General features: G+C 56.5%; 16 protein-coding genes, 1 tRNA gene and 1 riboswitch. Of the genes, 8 read left to right on the top strand and 9 right to left on the bottom strand.

From position 1 onward, the window contains the following. Positions 1–20: 20 nt before the first annotated feature. The 6 genes from cbiD to C6Y32_RS10575 form a co-directional block, all read right to left on the bottom strand. Entirely contained in the window at positions 21–1,142 is a 1,122-nt protein-coding gene (cbiD, locus tag C6Y32_RS10600; RefSeq protein ID WP_243562716.1) for a cobalt-precorrin-5B (C(1))-methyltransferase CbiD, read from the bottom strand. 34 nt (positions 1,143–1,176) lie between these two features. Then, positions 1,177–2,112, bottom strand: coding sequence for an ECF transporter S component (locus C6Y32_RS10595; RefSeq protein WP_164998231.1), 936 nt, complete (start codon positions 2,110–2,112; stop codon positions 1,177–1,179). After that, the gene (locus tag C6Y32_RS10590) at positions 2,091–3,761 is read right to left on the bottom strand and encodes an ABC transporter ATP-binding protein (protein WP_105205238.1); all 1,671 of its coding nucleotides are present in this window, start codon (positions 3,759–3,761) and stop codon (positions 2,091–2,093) included. The genes C6Y32_RS10595 and C6Y32_RS10590 overlap by 22 nt, the downstream gene beginning before the upstream one ends. Beyond that, on the bottom strand, positions 3,734–4,642 hold the full coding sequence (locus C6Y32_RS10585) for an energy-coupling factor transporter transmembrane component T (protein ID WP_105205237.1): 909 nt from the start codon (positions 4,640–4,642) through the stop codon (positions 3,734–3,736). The genes C6Y32_RS10590 and C6Y32_RS10585 overlap by 28 nt, the downstream gene beginning before the upstream one ends. Then, a complete protein-coding gene (locus C6Y32_RS15665) occupies positions 4,642–6,006 on the bottom strand; it encodes a DUF4430 domain-containing protein (protein ID WP_243562699.1) in 1,365 nt (454 codons plus the stop codon). The genes C6Y32_RS10585 and C6Y32_RS15665 overlap by 1 nt, the downstream gene beginning before the upstream one ends. A gap of 99 nt (positions 6,007–6,105) precedes the next feature. Further along, a complete protein-coding gene (locus tag C6Y32_RS10575; protein ID WP_105205236.1) occupies positions 6,106–8,649 on the bottom strand; it encodes a PQQ-binding-like beta-propeller repeat protein in 2,544 nt (847 codons plus the stop codon). A gap of 178 nt (positions 8,650–8,827) precedes the next feature. Next, positions 8,828–9,039: riboswitch (cobalamin riboswitch) on the bottom strand. A 2,282-nt stretch (positions 9,040–11,321) separates the two neighbouring features. Here C6Y32_RS10575 and C6Y32_RS10565 point away from each other — a divergent pair. From C6Y32_RS10565 to C6Y32_RS10545, 6 genes are all read left to right on the top strand, one after another. Beyond that, complete coding sequence (locus tag C6Y32_RS10565; protein ID WP_105205234.1) at positions 11,322–12,347, top strand: ADP-ribosylglycohydrolase family protein; 1,026 nt, start codon at positions 11,322–11,324, stop codon at positions 12,345–12,347. Positions 12,348–12,371: 24 nt separating this feature from the next. After that, the gene (locus C6Y32_RS10560) at positions 12,372–13,319 is read left to right on the top strand and encodes a carbohydrate kinase family protein (protein ID WP_105205233.1); all 948 of its coding nucleotides are present in this window, start codon (positions 12,372–12,374) and stop codon (positions 13,317–13,319) included. 440 nt (positions 13,320–13,759) lie between these two features. Further along, a tRNA-Pro gene (locus C6Y32_RS10555) sits at positions 13,760–13,836 on the top strand. A 267-nt stretch (positions 13,837–14,103) separates the two neighbouring features. After that, positions 14,104–14,634 (top strand): dihydrofolate reductase family protein, encoded by a 531-nt coding sequence (locus C6Y32_RS10550; RefSeq protein ID WP_105205232.1) that lies wholly within the window; start codon positions 14,104–14,106, stop codon positions 14,632–14,634. Continuing rightward, positions 14,634–14,762: a hypothetical protein gene (locus C6Y32_RS15770; protein ID WP_279386212.1), complete on the top strand. Its 129-nt coding sequence runs from the start codon at positions 14,634–14,636 to the stop codon at positions 14,760–14,762. The genes C6Y32_RS10550 and C6Y32_RS15770 overlap by 1 nt, the downstream gene beginning before the upstream one ends. An 89-nt stretch (positions 14,763–14,851) precedes the next feature. Beyond that, entirely contained in the window at positions 14,852–15,328 is a 477-nt protein-coding gene (locus C6Y32_RS10545; RefSeq protein ID WP_105205231.1) for an SAM-dependent methyltransferase, read from the top strand. 235 nt (positions 15,329–15,563) lie between these two features. Here C6Y32_RS10545 and C6Y32_RS10540 read toward each other — a convergent pair whose 3' ends face one another. Together C6Y32_RS10540 and C6Y32_RS10535 are read right to left on the bottom strand one after the other, a co-directional pair. Continuing rightward, complete coding sequence (locus C6Y32_RS10540) at positions 15,564–16,580, bottom strand: ADP-ribosylglycohydrolase family protein (RefSeq protein ID WP_105205230.1); 1,017 nt, start codon at positions 16,578–16,580, stop codon at positions 15,564–15,566. Further along, on the bottom strand, positions 16,577–17,635 hold the full coding sequence (locus C6Y32_RS10535; RefSeq protein WP_164998230.1) for an ADP-ribosylglycohydrolase family protein: 1,059 nt from the start codon (positions 17,633–17,635) through the stop codon (positions 16,577–16,579). Before C6Y32_RS10535 ends, C6Y32_RS10540 begins: the two co-directional genes overlap by 4 nt. 220 nt (positions 17,636–17,855) lie before the next feature. Here C6Y32_RS10535 and C6Y32_RS10530 point away from each other — a divergent pair, with 220 nt between their 5' ends. After that, positions 17,856–19,037 (top strand): AIR synthase related protein, encoded by a 1,182-nt coding sequence (locus tag C6Y32_RS10530; protein ID WP_105205228.1) that lies wholly within the window; start codon positions 17,856–17,858, stop codon positions 19,035–19,037. Between the two features lie 364 nt (positions 19,038–19,401). On the opposite strand, the gene C6Y32_RS10525 is transcribed toward C6Y32_RS10530, so the two are convergent. Further along, positions 19,402–19,617: a hypothetical protein gene (locus C6Y32_RS10525; RefSeq protein WP_105205227.1), complete on the bottom strand. Its 216-nt coding sequence runs from the start codon at positions 19,615–19,617 to the stop codon at positions 19,402–19,404. Between the two features lie 87 nt (positions 19,618–19,704). Here C6Y32_RS10525 and C6Y32_RS10520 point away from each other — a divergent pair, with 87 nt between their 5' ends. Further along, positions 19,705–20,544, top strand: a complete 840-nt coding sequence (locus C6Y32_RS10520) for an XRE family transcriptional regulator (RefSeq protein ID WP_164998229.1) — start codon at positions 19,705–19,707, stop codon at positions 20,542–20,544. Positions 20,545–20,573: the final 29 nt, after the last annotated feature.

Here is a 20,573-nt window from a genome sequence, read left to right as displayed (position 1 = left end):
TACCTCCAGTCATTTAGAAGCTAGTTCCAGTTTGCTAGTATCTCGGCGGCAGCGGCAGTTTGGCCATCGGGTGGTCCGTGTTTTGCCCCGTCGGGAAAACATACTGCGGCGATCTGTACCTCAGCCGGTACCAGTCGTTGAAGATAGTATTGTATCTGCTGCAGTAGCTGCTGTTGCACTTGGGGAAGTATTGCGCGCTGGTCGAGCAGTTGCCACGCAGCGCCCCAATTAGAGCACCGATCGAGGCACTGCAAAAGTTCCAGATCAGCGCCGGCGCGCAGAGCGGCGCAGATAAGAGCCTCTATTCGCCCGTCGCCCCGGTCAGGGCGCGTGTTGGTAATACCCAGCGCCAGCTTGACCAGTTTGCCCCAATGACCGACTAGCAGGAGCCGTACGAATCCCTTTTCTATGGCGGCACTGATCGCACTTCCTAACAAATCGCCGCATTTGACTGCTTTGGATCCGTCGAGACCCCATTCATTTTGGGCGCACATAGCTCCCTGTTTGCCCGGCACCAATAGTGCACTGTGAAAGCCCTCGCTGTGTAGCACCGATAATTCACTGCGGATAGCTTGTGCAAAGGCAGTCTCGTTCATAGGCTCCTCTATCCCGCTAGTACCCAGAATAGAGACCCCGCCTACGATGCCCACATCGCTATTGAGAGTGCGGTGGGCCAGGTCTTCCCCACCAGGCACTGAAATTTGAGCGCACAGGCCACCGGTATAGCCGTACCGTTTGGCTACCTGTTGCAGGGCGTCGGCGATCATGGCCCGAGGGCCGGAATTGATGGCGGCCGCACCTACCGGCTGGTCGAGACCGGGGCGTGTGATGCGACCAATGCCCGGTCCAGCCAATACAGTGAACCCCTTTTGGCAGCGCTGTACCTGGGCACAGATGCGCATTTCCCAAAAAGCGCCGATACCGGAACTGGACTCTTTGCAGACGGTGCCGACAGCACACGTGGAATCACAGAAAACATCTTCGACCGGGATATGCAGCTGTTTGCCGTCGGGAGATGTGACAGCAGCGACAGAGACGATGTCGCCACTTAAAAGTAGGGTAGCCGCCGCAGCAGCTGCTGCCGCTGCACTGGCGCCACTAGTATAACCGCAGCGTATAAGGCGCCCGTTCACATAGCGCATTTCTTCCAAAATATCACTCCTTGGGCTATGTGACCTACCGGTACATGCCGTATTTGATCTTCACCCGCTCGATCTTGCGGATGACTTTTTCGCCGAATAAGAAAAGAAAGAAGGCGGTCCCCAGGGCGTGGGTGAAGTCATAAGGGACCCCTGAGATATAGAGGGCAGTGAGCGACTTCCAACTCATATCGATCTGGGTGCGGTCGATGGCGCTGGACATGACCATGGTGCAGATGTTCATGATGCCGCCATAGATGATAAAGGTGCTCATGAGGCCGAAAAGGGACAGGGTAAGATCGTCGATGGGCAGCCGGTCGCGCTGGATCAGCAGGCCAACTAGCAGGCCTATCGCCCCAAAAATGTAGAGGCGCCAGCCCAAAAACGGCCCCTTGCCCCACCAGCGGTAGGAGAGGTAGGCAGCGCCGATGGCACACAGTACACAGAGCACCGGCCCGCGCACGATCTGAAAACTGCGGGACTTCATCTTTTCCAGGTCTACCTTGTTGAACACCACACCGGCCAAAAATCCCAGTATGCCCCAACAGAACATCTGCCAAGGGGTCCAGGGCCCCTGCCCCAGAAAGAAGTTGCACACGAAACGGGCGATGGCACCCACCAGAAAGCCGGATTCAGGCCCCATAGAGATACCGGCCACGATGACCAGCGCAGTGCCCGCTTGGAAGGGGATCATCATCGAACAGGCCAAAGTGCCAAAGGCGGCCAGTGCCGACATCACGGCGATCATCACCAGTTCTCTGGCCCGGGGACGGCGCCGCTCAAAGACCATAAAAAAGGGGAGCAGCGTATACAAGATGATGAGCAGGCTGATAAACATGTACTTGCGGTCGCTGAGAAAGCGTACCCCTACAAAAATAGTCAGGGGAATACACACGAGAATGAGTACAGCGGTTATGTAAAAACGCTTATGCCGCGTTACCTCGTACTGGGTCATATCCCGTTTTGTCTGCATAGCTCTACCACATCCCTGTAAGTTACTGCGCCCTCAAATACCCCGCGGGACATTCGGTCAGCGGCGGTGGTATAAAAGCTGTTGCCGCTGAAAAATGCGCGCGGGCGGCCCTGCGAGACGATCTGCCCGTCGAAGAGCATGGCGCAGCGGTCGGCGTGTTCAGCGGCAAATTCGATATCGTGGGTCACCATCACCACTCCTATGCCCTGTTCGGCCAGCCCCTTTAAAATATCGGCCAGCACCGCTTTGAAAAACGGGTCAAGACCTTTAGTGGGTTCGTCGAGCAACACCAGTTCTGGCTGCAAGAGCAAGATCTTGCCCAGGGCCAGGCGCTGCTGTTCGCCCCCGCTGAGGTCGTAGGGGTTGGCGCGCCGCAGTGCCTGCAGCTCCAGCTGGGCGAGCATCTGTTCGATGCGCCGCTCTTTTTCCCGGTCGGGGCACCTGCTGTCGCCCAGAGCATCAAACAGTTCTTCTTCTACGGTGATCTCGGTAAACAGCGCCTGGGGGTCTTGGGGCAATAGGCCTACGCGCAGGCTGTTTTTGTTATTGGCCATCGCAGTGCCCCGGTGCAAGACCTTGCCCCGGTAGGGCCGGTAGATGCCCCCCAACAGCTTGAGCGCGGTGGTCTTTCCGACCCCGTTGCCGCCGATGAGACAGTACAGCTCACCGCCATATACCTGTGCGTCTAGGCCACGGACGACATCGACGCCGCCCCGGCTATAGCGAAACCATACGTCTTTGGCCTCTGCCAATACCGGCTTTGGGTGTGTGCGGCTCTCTGCCGGCTGGGGCAGGGCGGTGACGGCTGCCCGGGGCGGCAACAGCGACTGCAGCCACAGCCGCCCCTCGCGCACAGTGAGGGGACACATGCCGCCAGTGCCGATCTGGGCGTAGATCTTCATCACAGCCGGCAGTCCTTCGAACATGCGGTCGCGGCCCTGGCCGCGGCTTAAAAAATCGCCGACCTCGCGCGCGGGGCCGCTGCAGGTGATGTGGCCGTCCTCCATGGCGATCACCCGGTCGGCCAGTGGGAATACCTCCTCCAATCTGTGCTCGGAGAGGATGATGGTGACCCCCAGCTCTAAGTTGATCTTGCGCAGCGCCTGTAAGAACTCGCCGGCGGCAATGGGGTCCAGCTGTGAGGTGGGCTCGTCGAGGACCAGCACCTGTGGCTGCATGGCCATGACCGAGGCCAGATTGAGCAGTTGCTTTTGCCCCCCTGAGAGCTCGGACACGCTGCGGCGAAACCAGGTCTGGATGCCAAAAAAGCTGGCCATTTCAGCCACTCGCCGCCGTATGGTCTGCTGGTCGTATCCCAGGCTCTCGAGCCCGAAAGCCAACTCGTGCCATACCTTGTCGGTGACGATCTGCTCGTCGGGGGATTGGCGCACATAGCCGATCTGCTGGGCAGCTGCCCTGCGGTCGAGCTGTGCGAGCGATCTGTCGCGATACAGGACTTGTCCCTCCCGTTTGCCATAGGGGGCGATGCTGGGCTTTAAGTGGCGCAGCAATGTGGTCTTACCGCAGCCGGAGGGGCCGCACAGCACCACGAATTCTGCCTGCTCGATCTGTATCGTCACATGTTGCAGGGCCGCCCCGTCAGACATCGGGTACCAAAAACTCACATCTCGAAATTCCACTTGCGCCATCTGCGCTCCCCCTCTATATCTATGAAGATCGGCAGTGCCAGCAGTGCCAAATGTGCCGCTGCCACTGGCAGTATATCGGTCAGGCGGTGTGTACAGACTACACTAGGATAGTAGTAGACCTCGGTGATCCCGCCGACGAGACCAGCTGTCGCCACCGCCGACAGCACGGCGATCACCGCCAGAGCCCAGCCGTCGCGCCGCGTAAAGCGGAAGATGTGAAAGCTGGTGCGGCCGGGGAGACCGTAACCACGCGCCTCCATCGAATCTGAGGTCTCGATGGAGCTCTCGAGCGACCAGGCGATGAGGATAGACACCTCGCGGGCCACCTGTCGCAGGCGGCGAATGGGCTGTCTGGCCCCGTATACCCGCCCCATACAGCGTTGCCCCTCGGCAATCTGCCGGTACCGCTGTCGCAGCATGGGGATATAGCGCAGGCACATAGACAGCACCAGTGAGATGGAGGGCAGTACCCGGCCAAACAGATAGATGAACTTGTCGGCTGTGACGATGCGGCCAAAGCAGCCGAACCACAGGATGACCCCCACTAGCATAGATGCGGCGGCCAGACCGTAGAGGATGGCCTCTAGCGTGACAGCATTGTCGTTTAGGTAAAATAGCACGGTGGCCCCGCGGTGGTTGAAGAGCGGGTTTAAGAGCACTGTAAACACCAGCAGCGGCAGCGATACCAGCAGGGCACCGCGCAGAGCTTTGCCGCCGCCCAAAAGAAAGGTGTACGCCGCACCGGTCGCCACCGTCAGAGCCAAGATCAGCGGGTGCATGGAGAACATGCCCAGCCCCAGTACGGCGGCAAAATAGGCAAAACTGACCAGCGGATGGAAACTGGAAAAACTGCTCTTATCGCCCAGACCTTCGCGGGGCATCAGAAGTACGCCCCCACGTCACTGCCCAGGTCGCAGGTGTAGCACCACAGGATGCGGTCACCGTTTTGTACCTCGTAGGCGGCGCAGCCGTAGTTGGGGAACCAGCCGTTTACACTGTACATCCAGCCGGACAGGTCTCCGCCGTCAAACTCGTATAGGTGGTTGATGCCCTCGATATACACCCCGCCGGTATAGCCGCCGTCGCGGCGGAACTCCATCTGGATGCCGCTGTTGCGGGTAACTCGTTTTAAAATGTCAAACACCGTTTCACCGGGCGTGATCTCCACCTGGGTGGTGCCCAAGATCACGCCGCTGGCGGGCACATATCCGGCCAGGGCGGGATTTTTTAGCTTGCTCATATCGCTGGCCAACGTGTCACAGCGTATTTCGATGGTGCAGGTATTGGCCGGCGCCGGCGGTGCCTCGGGCTCGACCGGGGCAGGGGCAGGGGTGCCATCTGGTGCCTGCTGGGAACTTGACTGGCCGCTGTTGGGGGTACCGCTAGAGGGCTGAGCCGAAGAGGAGGGGGAGCTCTGACTGGCGCCGCTGCTGCTCTCCTGGGCAGCTTCGCTTCCTACCGGATCCTCTGGCTGCGGCGTTTCTGGCTGCGGCTCCTCCACCGACTTTTTGATCAGTATGTAACTGCCGCCGCTCTGTAGGGGCAGTTGCAATTTGCCTGCAGTGACAGTGCCCTTGATCATCGGCCCCAGCGCACCGCTCTCGGGGTCGTAGCGGTAGACCTGAATGGCCGGCAGATCCCAACTGCACGGCAACTCGACTGTGGTGCCGGCCGGCAGCGCCCCATCGTGCAAAAAAGTGACAGTTTGCCGCTGGCTCTGCTCGGCGACCAGCAAGGCCTCTATCTGCTGGGCGTAGGCACTCTGTTTCTGTATCTCTAAATTTACTGCCGCCGGCTGTTCGATGGTGGAGCCGCGCAGCCTCCAGGTGGCCGTACCGCCCTCAAAAGAGACATCTTTTGTAAAGTCTTCTTTTTTCTGTGCGATCTGCTCAACTTTTTCCTGTGAGAGACAGTCTTTATTTTGTGCCCTCTTAAAGTCTTTCTGTTGTTCTTGCAGTTTTTCGGCAGCGGCCTTGAGTTGCTCATATACCTGCTCTTGGTCGTCAACCACAGTTTTGGCAGCGGCGATATCCTGCTCAAAAAGTAGGACCCGCTGTGGGGCATATTGACCTTTCTCGTTGCCGACCTTTACGGACTCTAATAGCGTGTTGGCACTCTTTATATCATCTTGTAGGGATCGGCGATAGTCGGCGGGCTCGATCTGCAAGCTCAACAGCCCGGCAACGGCCACCGCCACTAGGATACCGCCCAGAATGATCTTTCGTACCCAGCGTTTTTTCTTCATCTAAATACTCTCCCGCGGTGTGCTGTATCTTTTGTGTCCAGTTGCCCAAAAGCCCTCCCGCAGTGAGCGAGAGGGCCAAATAGGGCTGGAAAACAGGTTTTATTTTACCGCTTTTTTGCGCAACAGGCCCAGTGCCACAGCGGCGGTGGCCAGTGCAGCGAGCGAGGCGGCTACCGGCAACACGTCGCCGGTCTGTACACCGTTGTCTTTTTTGTCCTGCTTGTCTGTTTGGGCATTTTCGTTTTGATGGGACTTTTGGTAGGCCTCCAGCTTGGTGCTGGCAGCTTCGATATCTTCGGCCCCCTGCAGGTACTTGGCACTATCTTCGGGGATCAGTGCGCGATATTTCTCGATCTCCTCTAAGAGAGACTGCACTTTTTCGGCGTTGGAGGCATCGACGCTCTGGGTACCGCCGGTCTTTTGCAGCTCTTGGATGAGCAGATTGGTGTAGTCGACTGCCGCCGGCACAAAGTACTGCTCATAGCTGCTCAGAGTCAACAGATCCTCCAACAGCAGGCCATCGGTCAGCTTGGCCGCTCTTTCCATAGCTGTTTTACTGTCTAAGGTGATGGGGCCGGTAAGCGTATCCTTGATCAGCGTGTCCAACTCGTTTAGCTGAGTATGGATGGCCTGGATGTGCGCGTGTAGAGTGCGCAGCTTAGCGGCGTTAGGCACTTTTGCTTGTGCCTCGGCTGAGAGCGCCTCGAGACGGCTCATAAGAGCCGTGATCTCGCCCTCGTGTTTTAAGCTGACTTTTTCGACTGCGGGCAAAACGTCGATCTCTGTAGACAACGCCGCCGCTTGACTTTCTTGCTGTAACTGACCGATACGGGCGTAGGCAGCAAGCAGCTTGTCGGCACCCACTACATCGCTCTTATCACTCTTCTTTTGATACTCAGTGTACAGCCGCTCGATCTGATCGGCATGTTCCAGCGTGATCTGGTCGAGCGCAGGTAGACTGGCGATCCCGCTGTTGAGTTGCTGTAACCGTTCTTCCGGTGTCATGGATGAGACGCTGAGCATTTCAGTAAGCTTATCGAGGTTAGTCACTTTGGCCTGCTCCGCGGCGCTCAGATTATTGTAGCGCTCCTGAATACGGCGCAGCTCAAAATCGTTATAGTAGGGATAATCTGCCGGATCGGGCATCCGGTCGATCTGGTTGTACACGTCGGTGCCGGCAATACTGGTGTCTTGTTTGTTGCCGAAGCAGAAAACGTAATTGCTGTCGAGATAGATGGTGAGATTGCCGTTTTTATCTACAGTAAAGGTTTGGCTGCAGAACTCACCATCCTGACCCTGCATCTGATCATCGCCTTCACCCACCAGATTTACCTTTTCGTAAACCGGCTCAGTTTGTCCCTGGCGGTCACGGACGATATACATGTAAAAGTTTTCGTAGTATTTTTTGTTTTGAAAACCTGGGTGGTTTGTGACATACTCGTTGCGGTAAGGAATGATATACAGATAAACTTCCTGTCCATTTTCTTTAGTCGCATAGGCAGTGCTCAATACGACCGAGCCTTTGGCTTTTATTTCAGGGATATTATAGATCTCGTGGAGATCATTGGCATCCAGCACTCTCATAGGCGCACCACTGCCGCCGTGGCCACCGCCACCGCACACATATACACGGTCATTATAAACGACAACAGAAGATTTAATGGCAGTACCACTGGTAGTATCGACAAATTTGATGATATCATCTTGGTCAAATGATCCGTCCGGGTTCATGCGTATGCCGAGTACACCACCGTTTGTACCTGCAGTGGCAACATATAGACGATTATTTTTGGCGTAATAATAAGGAGTTGTGGTAAGCTTTTCGCCGCCCTGCATCTCTGTGGGGATCTGGTACCGGTCGATAAAATCACCAGTTTTTTTGTCGACAGAGGTGATGTAGCCGTTGGTGTTGGTAAATACACAGGCATCGTCGACAAATTCGACTCCCGACCACAGGAAGAATGCGCTGTCGTCCGCTTTGTACGACCACTCGGGAGACACTTCCTCACCCTGATTTACTGTGGGGCGGGCATTAAAACAGTACAGGCGACCTTGGTTTGTGCCGTAGGTAGCAGCATATACATACCCGTCGTGATACATGATAGGTGATTCTATCTGTGCCCCATCTAAATCTACGCTCTCGTATACCTTGTCCAGTGTTTCTGCATCGAAAGCGATCAGTTTGCTTTTAGAGCTGCCGCCAAAGACAAAGATCAAACCATCACCCGAGCCGATCTGCGGTAGTAACTGCCCACTGCAGGAGAACTCGGCTGACTTTTTTTGCACAGTCCCGGTCTGAGCATCGGCCTTGACCAAAGTGCGATTGCTAGCTGAGGTATAGGTCTCATCGGGGTCGGTAAGATAATAGTAGATGGAATCCCCCACCACAACAGTGGGAGAGATATGGTTCATCATGGTATTTCCACTGTGTAAGCTGCTTTTCCATTTTAGTGCGATGTCGTCACCCGTTTGGGGTGTTTTGGCGTCAGTTACCCCCTTTAGTTCCTCGTTTCCCAGAAACTGACCCCAGTTTAGCGTTGTCTCATCTGTTGGTGCGGCGGCAGCAGGGGCAATACCCAGCGCTGAAAATAGAATTGCCGCGACCAGCAGTAGAGAAAACTTTTTGCAGTTGCTCTTTTTCATATGTGCTCCTCTTTTTCTCTCTTGTATAATGTGTATGGCCAATAAAAAGAGGCTGCCTTTTGGCAGCCCGTAAAAATTTCCAACATCAAAATACATGACAAAAAGCCCACTACCTAAAGCGGTCAGGGACTCTGCTCTCGTATTTCAATTGCCCGGAAATTCTTTTCCCACCGAAAAGGATTTTTCCAATACCTGCGCAGGTCTCCTGGCTTGAGATCATCCTACTAACCCTCTCCTTCCCAGACCCCGTGGAGCCCAGTGGCAGTGTTCTGCAAACAGATCACTAGAGAGTGTTCGTCCTTCTTACAGTAGCGGAGGAACTGCTGCGGATTTGCACCGCATTCCCTTTTCATGCATCAAAGAAATGCAACGCAGATATTTTGAACAATATTTTGAACAGTTTACTATAATTTTTCGTTCAAATACGCTTATAACTGAAAATGCATATTTCTCTTTCTTTTTTGTGCAGACCTGCTTTGAGTAGGTCTGTTTTTTTATACAAAAAAGCAAAAATTTGTCTGAACGGAAACTTATATTTTCACTATAGCAGGTGCGGCAAATCTTGTCAATTGTAGAGGCATACAACTGTCAGGAAGACTTATATAAAATGTTGCAAAAGTTATAAATGTTGCAATCGATCGGCGTACCGATCTAAATACAGGTATCGGCTGTTCTGGGTACACCTTTGAACAGCTTTTTCAGCAGATGATCCCATACAGCAAAATGCAAGATGCCCCTACGCGTCAATCACCTGTTTTGGGGCCGGCGGCATAATCACTTTTCCGTAGCCACTGAGAACAGCAGGGATACAGCTATACCGATCCTTAGAGAATAAAAGGATGAGATTGAAGCATGTTTCGGGGCCGTAAGAGCCTGTTTGACAGAACGGCACCGTATAAACAGGCAAAACTACAGGTCCTCGCAAGCCGCGAAAAAAAGTCAGCTTGATACATCCGCACCGCGGTGCAGACGGTGGCTGCGGCCACGTTTTGAAAGAGCAGTAGTTGGTCGTTGCGTGGCACTTTTAGCTCAACAAATAGCTCCCGGCCTGGGGCAAAGGTAGAGGAGACGGACAGTTCCCCGCTGGCGGGGCGGTGAAAGACCCGCACATTTCTCTGCAACAGAAGATAGCTGCCTAAGATCTATCACCGCCACGCAGTAAACAGGAGTCTCCTTCGAAGCAAACATATGAGCCGCGGCTCTTTTTTGCGGATTGGTCAGCAATCAAAACTTCTATACATTGTGCCTATGTAGCGCTACCTCTCTAAACCGTGTTCTCTCTGCCTCTTATATCGATAACCCTGTATCCTATTAAATAAAAGGGGCCGATCAGGGGTGGTCTGACAGAATTGGCCAATTCTTTTTGGATGTAGAGCTGCAGTCGATACAGCAGGACGATATATTTTTTGACCTTGCGCCCAGAGTTACCCGATAGCGGCCGCGTTTGACCTTTAGCCGGGCGATAAGAATGCGCACACAGCGGCGCTGTATGCGGCATCTGCAGCTCACTGCACGGGGTCTCCATTCGGTCGGCCATAACAGTGGATCGGCGTATGCGCCAAAACACAGCGAGTCGCGGACAACAACTGTGTTTTACTCCATTTTTTATCGCCTGTGGTAACCTCAATTTTGCTGCACAACTTTGAAGGTGACATCTGGAACTGCCTACACTACCTCGGGTCCTTAAATGTAGTCGGCGGGTTTTGGTCGTCCATACGCGTCTCACCGCCATATACAGGGTCTGACTGCCCTTGGGGATGATACGCGGGTGCATGGGTGCACCGTAGTCGAAGGGGGCGAAGCGGCATCGGTGTAACGTGTAGCGCAAACCATCCAGCTCTGCCATTAGGGTACTATTGAGCCAACTGGCAGAGTTTTTACTTCTCAGCTTTTTTAGCGGTGGGTAGAGGTCAATCGGGTGCCGGGTGCTAAATGCAGTTTGCTCAATATTGTCTGGACGGATGTCTTACAGGGGAAGATCTTTTTGCAGCTGCAACGCACAGGAGGACCGGGAGTGCGGGGGCCTCTAGCGAACAGGACCGATATCGCCCGCCAGTTCACACAGATGCGCGATATGTTTTCGGCGGTGACAGGTGACGCGCAGTTGCAAAAATAGGGTGCCGCAGATGAAAAATGAGCGGGGAGATGATCCTTTTGACAGGCAGATAAGACGACTTGCTTACAGTGTTCGGGGCACCGCATTGTAGGCCTGACAGTGGTGTGCTGCGCCGCGCCGCCGGCACTTATACTGACAAGTGTTGCTGCCAAAAGCGGCCGTACCCGCACAGACAGGTCCCTGCTATCATTTTTGTACAAAGTTTGCAGTATTTATTGTGGCACAGCACCAAGTCCACTTAGCCAGTGTGGATGATTTTTGCCACTAGATTTCTATTAGGAGGCGGAGACCTTTGCTGCTATAATGATGTTGTAGAGATATAGGTGGTCTGAGTGCACCGGCGATCTGCTATAAGGGGTGTTGCCGCCATGGCGAGCGCAATGGGCGCGGCGACAGACAGATCATCTACCAGATAGGATCTGGGGCAAGATGCTTGCCGTGCGACATGTTTCCCCGCTATCAGCAGGGCTGGTAAGAGCTGTGGAGCTCTGTCGATGATGTTGTCATTCGGCGCTTTGCGCATACACATATTGTTCTGCTAAAAGGAGGAACTGTCATGTCTTACAGCTTGCAAGATCGCATTCTCGGCTCGCTCGTGGCCGCCGGTATGGGGGACGCGATGGGCGCGCCCACCGAGACCTATAGCCGCCGGGAGATCATCGCCCATTTTGGGGGCTATGTAGAGAAATTTGAGGACCCCAAGGATAACCCTTTGGTCGTCGGCAATATAACGGCCGAGGTAACCGACGACGCCTCGCAGATGTTTGAACTGGCCAAAGCGGTGGCCGAGACAGGCGGTCACCTGACCGTAGAGGCCACAGCTCGGGCGATCGTGCGCTGGTCTGAGTCCTACCCCAAATACTATCCGCGCAACGCTGGCCCCACCACTTCGCGGGTGATCGATGATCTCAGGGCCGGCAAAGATCCCGTCGTATTGGGACAGACCGGTGGCTTTTACGGGCGCGGCACCTCTAACGGTGCAGCAATGCGGGTGGCTGCTTGCGGGCTGTGTAATCCCGGTGATCTGGATGGGGCGGTGAATACGGCCATCACCTCTTGTGTGCCCACCCACGGTACACAGCACGCCTACAGCGGGGCAGCTGCCATCTCGGCGGCTATTGCCGAGGCGCTCACCGAGCAGGCCACGGTAGAGACGGTAGTTGAGGCGGCGATTTACGGTTGTTTAAAGGGGGAGCTCATCGGTGAAAAAGAGGCGAGACCGGCGTACGGTCCATACTGCCTACCGCTGCTCCACCGCGCGCTCGCGGCTGTTGACGGGGCGGAAAATATGGAGGAGGCGATCATACAGCTCGACAGAAATATCGGGTGCAATGTAGATATCCAGCCCACGGTGGCCTGTGCTGTGGCCCTGTTTAAAGCCGCGCGGGGCGACTGGAAAAAGGCCATTCTCGGCGGCGCCAATCTCGGCGGCGATACCGATACGGTAGCCTGCATCGCTGGGATGATCGCCGGGGCCTTTTGCGGTTTTGCGGAGATCGACCAGCAGTGGTACCGCACATTTAAGGCGGCTAACCCGGCACTGGATCTGGAGGCGGTGGCCGCTGCTCTGGCTGCGCTGTAGCGGCGGTGCCGAAGAGGTGTTACCATGTTTGATACGATGATCGTCAACAATCCCCAAGTGGATCTGATCACTCCTTTTGAGGGTACCTTTCCCATCGTGGCGGGGCCGACCCGCATCGTCGAGAGCGTGACTCCCGAGGCTGGCGGCTGTGGGAACACCATGTTGGCCGGCAGCCGCTTGGGCCTGTCATGCATGCCTTTTGGCGGCATAGGCAACGACCTGTTTGGGGAGTTCATTCTGGATGTATACCGCGCAGAAGGTATTTGTACCGATGCGATCACCGTGCTGCCCGGCACCGAGACCTGCAAAGTAGTGGTGCTGGTAGACGGGGAGGGGCGGCATGTGCTGGCGTCCATGATCGGCGGGTATTTGGGCGATATGGACCTGTTGGATAAGTGGATCGGCGAGGTGCGCTCTATCTATTTTACCGGATACCTGCTGGCTACCGAGATGATGCGGGACGACATGCTCAAAGTGCTATACCGGGCAGCGGCGATGGGACGGGAGATCTTTTTTGATCCCGGACCCATGATTCCGCAGATCGATCGGGGCGTATTAGAAAAATGTATGTCGACGGCGACGGTGGTGAGCCTCAACGACGAGGAGGCTGCTCTTATCACCGGTGAGAATACCGCCGAGCGCGCCGCGCCGCTGCTGCAATGCAGATACGGCGGTGTCGCCATCGTAAAAGACGGGCCTAAGGGGTGCTGCATCGCCACACCGGAGGATACTGCCGGGACTCGATACCGCGGCTTTTCGGTGCCGCTGGTCGACACCACTGCTGCCGGTGACGCCTTTTTAGGGGCTTTTATGTTTGCCTATCTACACGGTTGGGCGCTGTGCGACTGCGCAGCGCTGGCCAATGCCACCGGTGCCGCCGCTGTGGCCAAAATGGGTAGTGGCACGCATGTGCCGACCAAAAGTGAAGTGCTGAGAGTCCTGCAGTCTGCAAATATTATGTATGACCTTTGAGAGAGCGGCCGCCCGGCAGCACAAGATAGAAGACGACGGGCTATAAGGCGTATGTACACCAACTGCAGTTGCCCGTGCGAATAGAACTGGGCTATCAGACTCGCGATCAGGTTATGAGATGCTCTCTGGTAGGGGCTGCAGTGGGTCGCAGTAAGTTGCGGCGGAGAGAATGGACCAGCCATCTATTAGAATTAGAGTGTCGCCAGCGACGGGATACGAAATATCGGTACCTCGGTCCGGGCATTTGGCCGCGGCTGGGCGGCGGCGCCGTATCTGCACCAGAGCCTGCCGGCAGTCGACAGTGGAAAATTCCATATCTGTTTTAAGGCCGGTACTGCGGGTGCTCCGCGCAGTACCGGCTTTGGCAGATGGAAAAGATTTTGCGCAAAAGCTCTTGCATTTTTCTGGGTTTCTAGTATAATGTTTTAGGTAAGATAAATCGAGGTGTGGCTCAGTTTGGTAGAGCGCTGCGTTCGGGACGCAGAGGCCGCAGGTTCAAGTCCTGTCACCTCGACCATGTCGATAGGTCTCGATGCGCAGTTTGCGATCGGGACCTTTTAATGTCTATATATGGTTATGGTGATATCTGCGCCGGAGACGGCGCTTTTTTAATGAGGAAAGAGACCTACTACGGTGCTCTTTAAAAGATTGAAAAGCTCTGGTCGGCCCAGTTCGGTGTACAAGATAGCCGCTGTTTGATGATGGTACCTATATAGATGGCGATAGCGGGCAAGCTGATAGAGAATTAGTGGAGGGTATTATTTAAAGAGCGGAGGTGGCCCCGATGCGCAGAGTTGTAGTGTATATCGGCATGAGTTTAGACGGCTATATCGCCGACCGAAACGGCGGAGTAAAATGGATGACCGGCGACGGTTCAGAGCCGGGCAGTGCGGGCAGCTACCAGCAGTTTATCGAGACGGTGGACACAGTGCTGATGGGCTACCGCACCTACCACCAGATCGTCACCGAGCTCTCTGGCGGCAGCTGGGTATATCGCGGAAAAAAGAGCTATGTGTTGACGCACCGCGATATGGAGTCGACCGGGGAGATCACCTTTACCCACCAGGACCTGGCCGCGCTCATCGGTGCGCTCAAGGCGCGGCCAGGCGGTGATATCTGGGTGTGCGGCGGGGCTGATATCATCTGTCAGCTGATGGCCGGGCAGCTGATAGACCGCTACCACGTCACGGTGTTACCGGTGATATTGGGCGGCGGCTTGCGCCTTTTTGCCCCACAGGAGCGGTGCTGTCGGCTGCGCCTTCTATCGACGGCTGTATACGGCGGGATGGTGGACCTGGTATATGAGAGGCGGTAATGACTGTAATACTACTGTTTGGCGGTCGTTTTTACAGCTGGGACGAAAAGGCCGGTGGCATAGAGCTGCTGGCCTTTTCATGTGAGAGGTATTTGGTGTTTTTACCAGCCCCCGTCAGCCAGTTTTAGAAAAAAGCAAAATAGGGGTTTTAGTATCAATCTGAGCTGCTATACTGGGGATAACGGTACCGTGAATCTACTAAAAAGGAGGATGTTTTATGCATCCATTCGTGTGTTCACCGGTGGGCAGTATATGCTTTGACGGTATTCTGCCCTATATACAGATAGACGCCGCCTACCGGCCGGCTCTCAGCGGGCTGAAGGGCTTCGGTTTTATACAGGTGCTGTGGTGGTTTTCGGGCTGCGACGACCCACAGTCGCGCGCCGCGCTGACCGAGCAGCGCCCCTACACGCGGGGCCCGCGACAGATGGGCACATTTGCCACTCGCTCGCCCCGACGCCCCAATCCGCTTGGGTTGAGCTGTGCCCAGGTATTGGATATCGATGAAGCGGGCGGTGTGATCCGGTTGGCCTATATCGATGCCGACGCAGGCACGCCGGTACTGGATATAAAGCCCTATACGCCCAGTTTAGACCGGGTAGAGTACCCACAAGTCCCCACCTGGTGTGCCCATTGGCCCCAGAGCATCGAACAGTCCGGCGAATTTGACTGGTCGAAAGAGTTTTGCTTTTAGTGCCGGGCCAGACGGGGCGTTTTAGCGACAATAGAGGAGAATCATTCTGCGGTCGGCGAGGTTGGCACAGCTTTTTTGCATGGGGCTTTGCCCCGCGCGGATCGTTTTTAAAAAAGGCGGGCAGCAGATGATCGTCTGTTGTGCGCTCTGCCCCGGATCTGCGATCTTGCGCTGACTATCATAAAAGAGGACCGGACGATTCGTCCGGTCCTCTTTTGGTAGCTGTAAGGTGATTTTAGCCCTGTATCTGGTGGGCGATGTTGGCGGCCATGGTGGCAAAATCGTAGCTGCCGACCGCACTGACGAGCTGAATATCTGCCGGTGAGAGCGCTTCGGGGTCGAGCGCCCCGACCAGAGCCCCTGCCATAGCGCCCATCATATCGGTATCGTTGCCCAGATTGACGGCCATTGTCAGCGCTGCGGCGCTGCCACCGGTGGCGGCCAGGCAACCAAATACGGCGGGGACCGACTCATTGGCAGCAGAGCTGTTGCCCACACAGGCCTCGATCTCGGCTATGGCGCGATCGAAGTCATTTTGATATTTGAGCCCGATCTCGATGGCCAGTTCGATGCGGCGGCTGACCAGGGGACAGGCGGCGGGCTGAGCGCGGTAGCTGTCGGCGATATCGTAGCCGCGACGGGCGCCGTGTACGGCAGCAGCCAGCACCGAGTGACAGGTGGCGCTTTCGCGCAGCGCCTCGCTGATAGCAGCGGCCATAGCGCCAGCACCAGAGAGCGAGACCATGTTGTTGTAGATGTTTTTATACACCATGATCGCTTTCTGGCAGGCTGTCTCGCAGTCGCCGGGGTAAAATACCGCCACAGCTGCGGTGCGGGCCGCCGCCTCGTTTGAGATCTTGTGGTGGTCGAAAGTGAGAAACGGGTAGCGGTAGCCGGTATCGATGCCGGCCAGCGCGCAGTACGACTCGCGGGTCACATAGCCAGCGCTGTCTAAATGGTCGGGATCGGCCCCCCAGGTGAGCAGCTCCTCGGCTGCGGCGTGTTCGCCGTGTATCTCGCCGTCGGCCACAAAGCGGCCCAACAGCTGCCAGGAGAAGGTAAAGGCGTCACCGGGCTGCCCGGCGACAAAGCGGCCCTTACACTTGGTGGAGACCGGCGGCTTTTGCAGGGTGGTGAGGTAGCCGCCGTGGGCGGCGCGGATCATGTCGGTGGTCCAGGTGGCGGTGGCGGCGCCCATGGCTTCTCCCACCGCGGCACCGGCGATACAGCCGTACAGTTTGCGTTCTATCATGCCGGTATCCTCCTTTTATCGATGATCGCGTCCAGCTGATCGGCCATGCCCAGGATGTCGAAGTGACGGGTGAGGTCGCGGTCGCTGAAATTCATATGTTCGATGAGCTGTCGGTCGGCGTCGGAGAAGGAGCCGGGCCCTTCGTAGGCGCCGTAGATGGCCCCGCCGATAGAGGCCATCGAGTCGGTGTCGCCGCCGGCATTTACCCCCAGTACCACCATATCGAAGGCGTTCTTGGCGGCGATAAACAGCCCGAATAGAGCGGCAACCGACTCGGTACAGACCAGTGAAGTACCCACCAGCGAGGCTAGCTCCCACAGCAGGCGCTCGGTGTCGTGACAGTAGCGCAAGCCCAGCTCAACGGCCATTTCGATGCGGCGGTCCATCTTGGCGCCGGAGACCTGGTAGGCGGTATCCCGCACCCGCCGGCAGGACTCTTTGACCCCGTAGAGGGCCGCCTGTATGATCTTGTCTTTACTGGTGCTTTCGGTCATGGCCTCAGATACGGCACAGGAGACAGCGGCCGCCGCCGAGATGGCCACATCGGTGGGGTGGGTGGGCATACACATGGCGATGGTCTCGGTGATGGCACGATCGTAGTCGCCGGGGTTCATAAAGCCCATAGGTGCCGCCTTCATGGCTGTGCCGTTGGTGATAAGGTGGTTGCGGGTCTTTAAGTGGGCGTATTTGTCTACCGGAATCTCGCCTTTTAGGCGCAGGATCTCGACTTTGGTGTTGGGGCCGGAGTGGTCGAGGAAATACTGGTCGAGCATCGACCAGTCGATGAGCACCTGCTCAAAAGTTTTTTGATCGACCCGGCCCTGCTCTTTGATATAGGCCAGACCAATCAGATAGACCAGGCTGAAGTCATCGGTCACCATGCCCCGGCGGTTGTTGTGGGCAAAACAGTCGCACACCGGGTCGACCAGACTGGTCACGAAACCGCCGTGACGCTGTACGATGGCTTGGGTCGTCTTGGTCTCGGTGACGGCACCCATCGCGTCGCCGATGGCCGCGCCCAGCAGAGCACCCAAGATTTTGTCTTTTCTCGTCAAAAAATCCATCTCCCATCTTGAAAATTTTATAAATATATTCTATCATTTTCGCAGAGGACCCACAATATAAAAGCGGTCTATGCGGATCAATTTCGCCTTTTGCGACAACAGAGACCGGTCGTTTTGGTGTGAAACGCGGCAGTGGCAGGCCCCGCGGCACAAGTTGGCAGGCCCGCTTGGCGGGCGCCCCCTGGCGGGGCGCCAGAGAGGAGATGGCTCTATGTGCAGCCACTCGGTGATGTTTGTGGAGGACCAGAAAAAACCGGACCTATACCGATTTAGAGATCTGACGCTCTGCCGCGCGGCAGGGCAGCTATTGGCGTTCGCCTGCGACTCGACCGGGGCAGTAGGAGCGCTGCCGGAGGACGATTTTGCCACCGATGCGCGGCGGGCCGGCGTGTTTTTAGTAAAGGTGGCGCTGATGGAGGTGATCGCCAGCGGTGCGGTGCCGGTGGCGGTATATGCCGATTTTTGCTATGCGCCTTCGCCCCACACCGAGCGGGTGTTGGCCGGGGTGCTGGATGAGGTGCGCTCGGTGGGGGTCGGCGGGGAGATCGTGCGCCCGGGTTACGGCACATACGGTGCGCCGCTGTGCACCGCCACCGGGGTGGTAGTCGTGGGACAAGCCCCGCCGGCGGGGCTGCAGGTTGCCTGCTCGCAGCCGGGCGATCTGGTGTGTACCGTGGGCCGCCCCATGGATAAGCGCAGCCACATAGGGCAGCTGACCTGCACTGCGGTAAAAGCGCTGCGGGACTGTGCCGCCGTGCACGAGATACTCCCCTGCGGCTCGAAGGGCTTTCGCTACGAGGCAAATACGCTGGCCGATACCAGCGGCCTCGATTTCTGTGAGTCAGAGACATACCCGATCAAAGAGCAGGCCCAGATCAGCTGCGGCGCCTGTGCCTGCGCAGTGTTTACCGTGGCGCCAGAGGACCTGCCGCAGGTACGGGCACTGGGTATCCCGTATTTTATCTGCCCAATTGGCCGGCTGACCGGCACGCGCCGACAGGAGGCGCTGGCCCCGCCGGCGCGCTGGGCTCCGCTGCGGCTGACAGCGGACTGCAGCTTGCACTTTTGCACCGGCCAGCGGATACGGACTGCTGGTGCGATGAGCTATGCGGTGGGACGACGGCCCCGGGACGAGTGGATCTGTGCGCCGGAGCAGCGGGCGGTAGAGTTGCTCAAACAGCTGGCGGCCAGCTTGCCGGCAGTTCCCTTTTTGCTGATCGACGACCTCAACTTGCCCATGCGGCCGGACGGAGAGCGGGTGATGGCGGCTCTGCGACAACAGCTGACCAGCTGCGGCATCGACCCCGAGACGGGTTTTACCGGCAGTACCGAGGACAATCACCCCGGCCCGCAGACCGGTATGGCCCTGCGGCTATTTGGCTGGCGGGAATGAGTGGCGGTGACGCTTATCAAACGGCCCGACTCATCCGGTTCATCTGGCTCGTCCGGCCCACCCGACTCTGCGCCGCGCTGCGGTGTAAAAACGCGGTTGGGGACCCAGAAGAAAATGGCTCTTAGCGGGAGGACTCTACATGGACAAAAAGGCGATCTGATCTGCAGATAGCAGGAGACATTATCAGATCGCAAAATATAAAAAATAGCGGATATTGTATATATTTATGAGACAAATTGTGCGTTGTGTTGCCGGCGACTTGTTGGCGGTGCACAAAGATCGGCATAAAAAAAGCCCGCAGTACGGTACACAACCGTTCGGGCAAAGATATTTTTGGTATACTGAGACTGGTGAGATCGCACAGTTACCGGCCGCAGAAATTTTCGTACACGGCGTCGCGCAGTGCGTCTAAAAACTGGTTGGGGGAGAGCTGGCAGCGATTAAACAGCTCCACTACCCGCTCGGCGCTGGTGGGGTCGGCAAAAAACAGCGGTGACTCCTGCCCGGTGGTACAGCGGATACCGTATACAACGTTTCCCGGACGGGTGACCATCTCATAACTTTTTTGACTACAGATCATTTTTCGTATCTCCTTTTTGGCTGGCTGTTTATCTAATATGGACATTTTAGCAGCCTGGAAATACCTGTCAATATGTGGGGAGGATTTATGCAAAAAATAAAAGAAAATTGCCCGTGTGCGGATGATTTTGACCACACAGCGCCGCTGGATATATCGCAAAAACTGCAATTTTTGAAACACAGAGAAGGGCTGACAGTACAGAAGATCGCCGACTACTCCGGTGTGCCGGTGGGGACGATCAACAAACTGCTGCGGGGCGACACCAAAGACCCGACCCTCTCCACCATCGAAAAGCTGGCCCGCACCTTTGATGTGCCGATCCGCTATTTTTCAGACACCTACCGCGCCGATGGGCTCCAGTACGATATTGGGCTGTTTGCGGCGGAGGAGCAGCTGATCAGCATCAGCCACCAGGAATACGCGCTGCTGCAGCAGTTTCGAGCGGCCACAGCGCACCAGCGGCAGATCCTCTGCCGCATGGCTGAGCTGTTTTTGCAGGTGGGGGAAGAACTGGATCGAGGCGTGGTGACGCTGCCCTATTATGTGACGGTAGCTGCGCAAGACGACAGGCACCAGACAGGACTGCAGCTGGACCAGCTCAAGATCCGGCACATCCAGGTAGAGGCCAGCGATATTGCCCGGCAGGCGGATTTTGTGGTTCGCATGTACGGCAGCGCTATGGAACCGGTGTGGTACGACGGCTATCTGTTGGCCGTACAGGCCGGGCAGGTCTCATCGGGAGAGGTGGGGGTATTCAATTTGAACGGCCGGGGCTATATTCGCCGGTTGCACAGAGACCGGCACGGGTTGCGGCTGGCCACCGTAAACCGGCACGCACAGAACGTGTGCATACTGCCACAGGATAAGCTGCGCCATCTGGGGCGGGTACTGGGACCGGTGGTGCCGGCTGATCAGCTGGTGCGGTGAACGTGGGGTCGGGCATTACCACCGCGACA

Origin of the sequence: Neobittarella massiliensis (ex Bilen et al. 2018) (assembly GCF_900289145.1) — a bacterium.
GTDB classification, from domain to species: domain Bacteria; phylum Bacillota; class Clostridia; order Oscillospirales; family Ruminococcaceae; genus Neobittarella; species Neobittarella massiliensis.
This window is presented reverse-complemented; position numbering and strand designations above follow the sequence as displayed.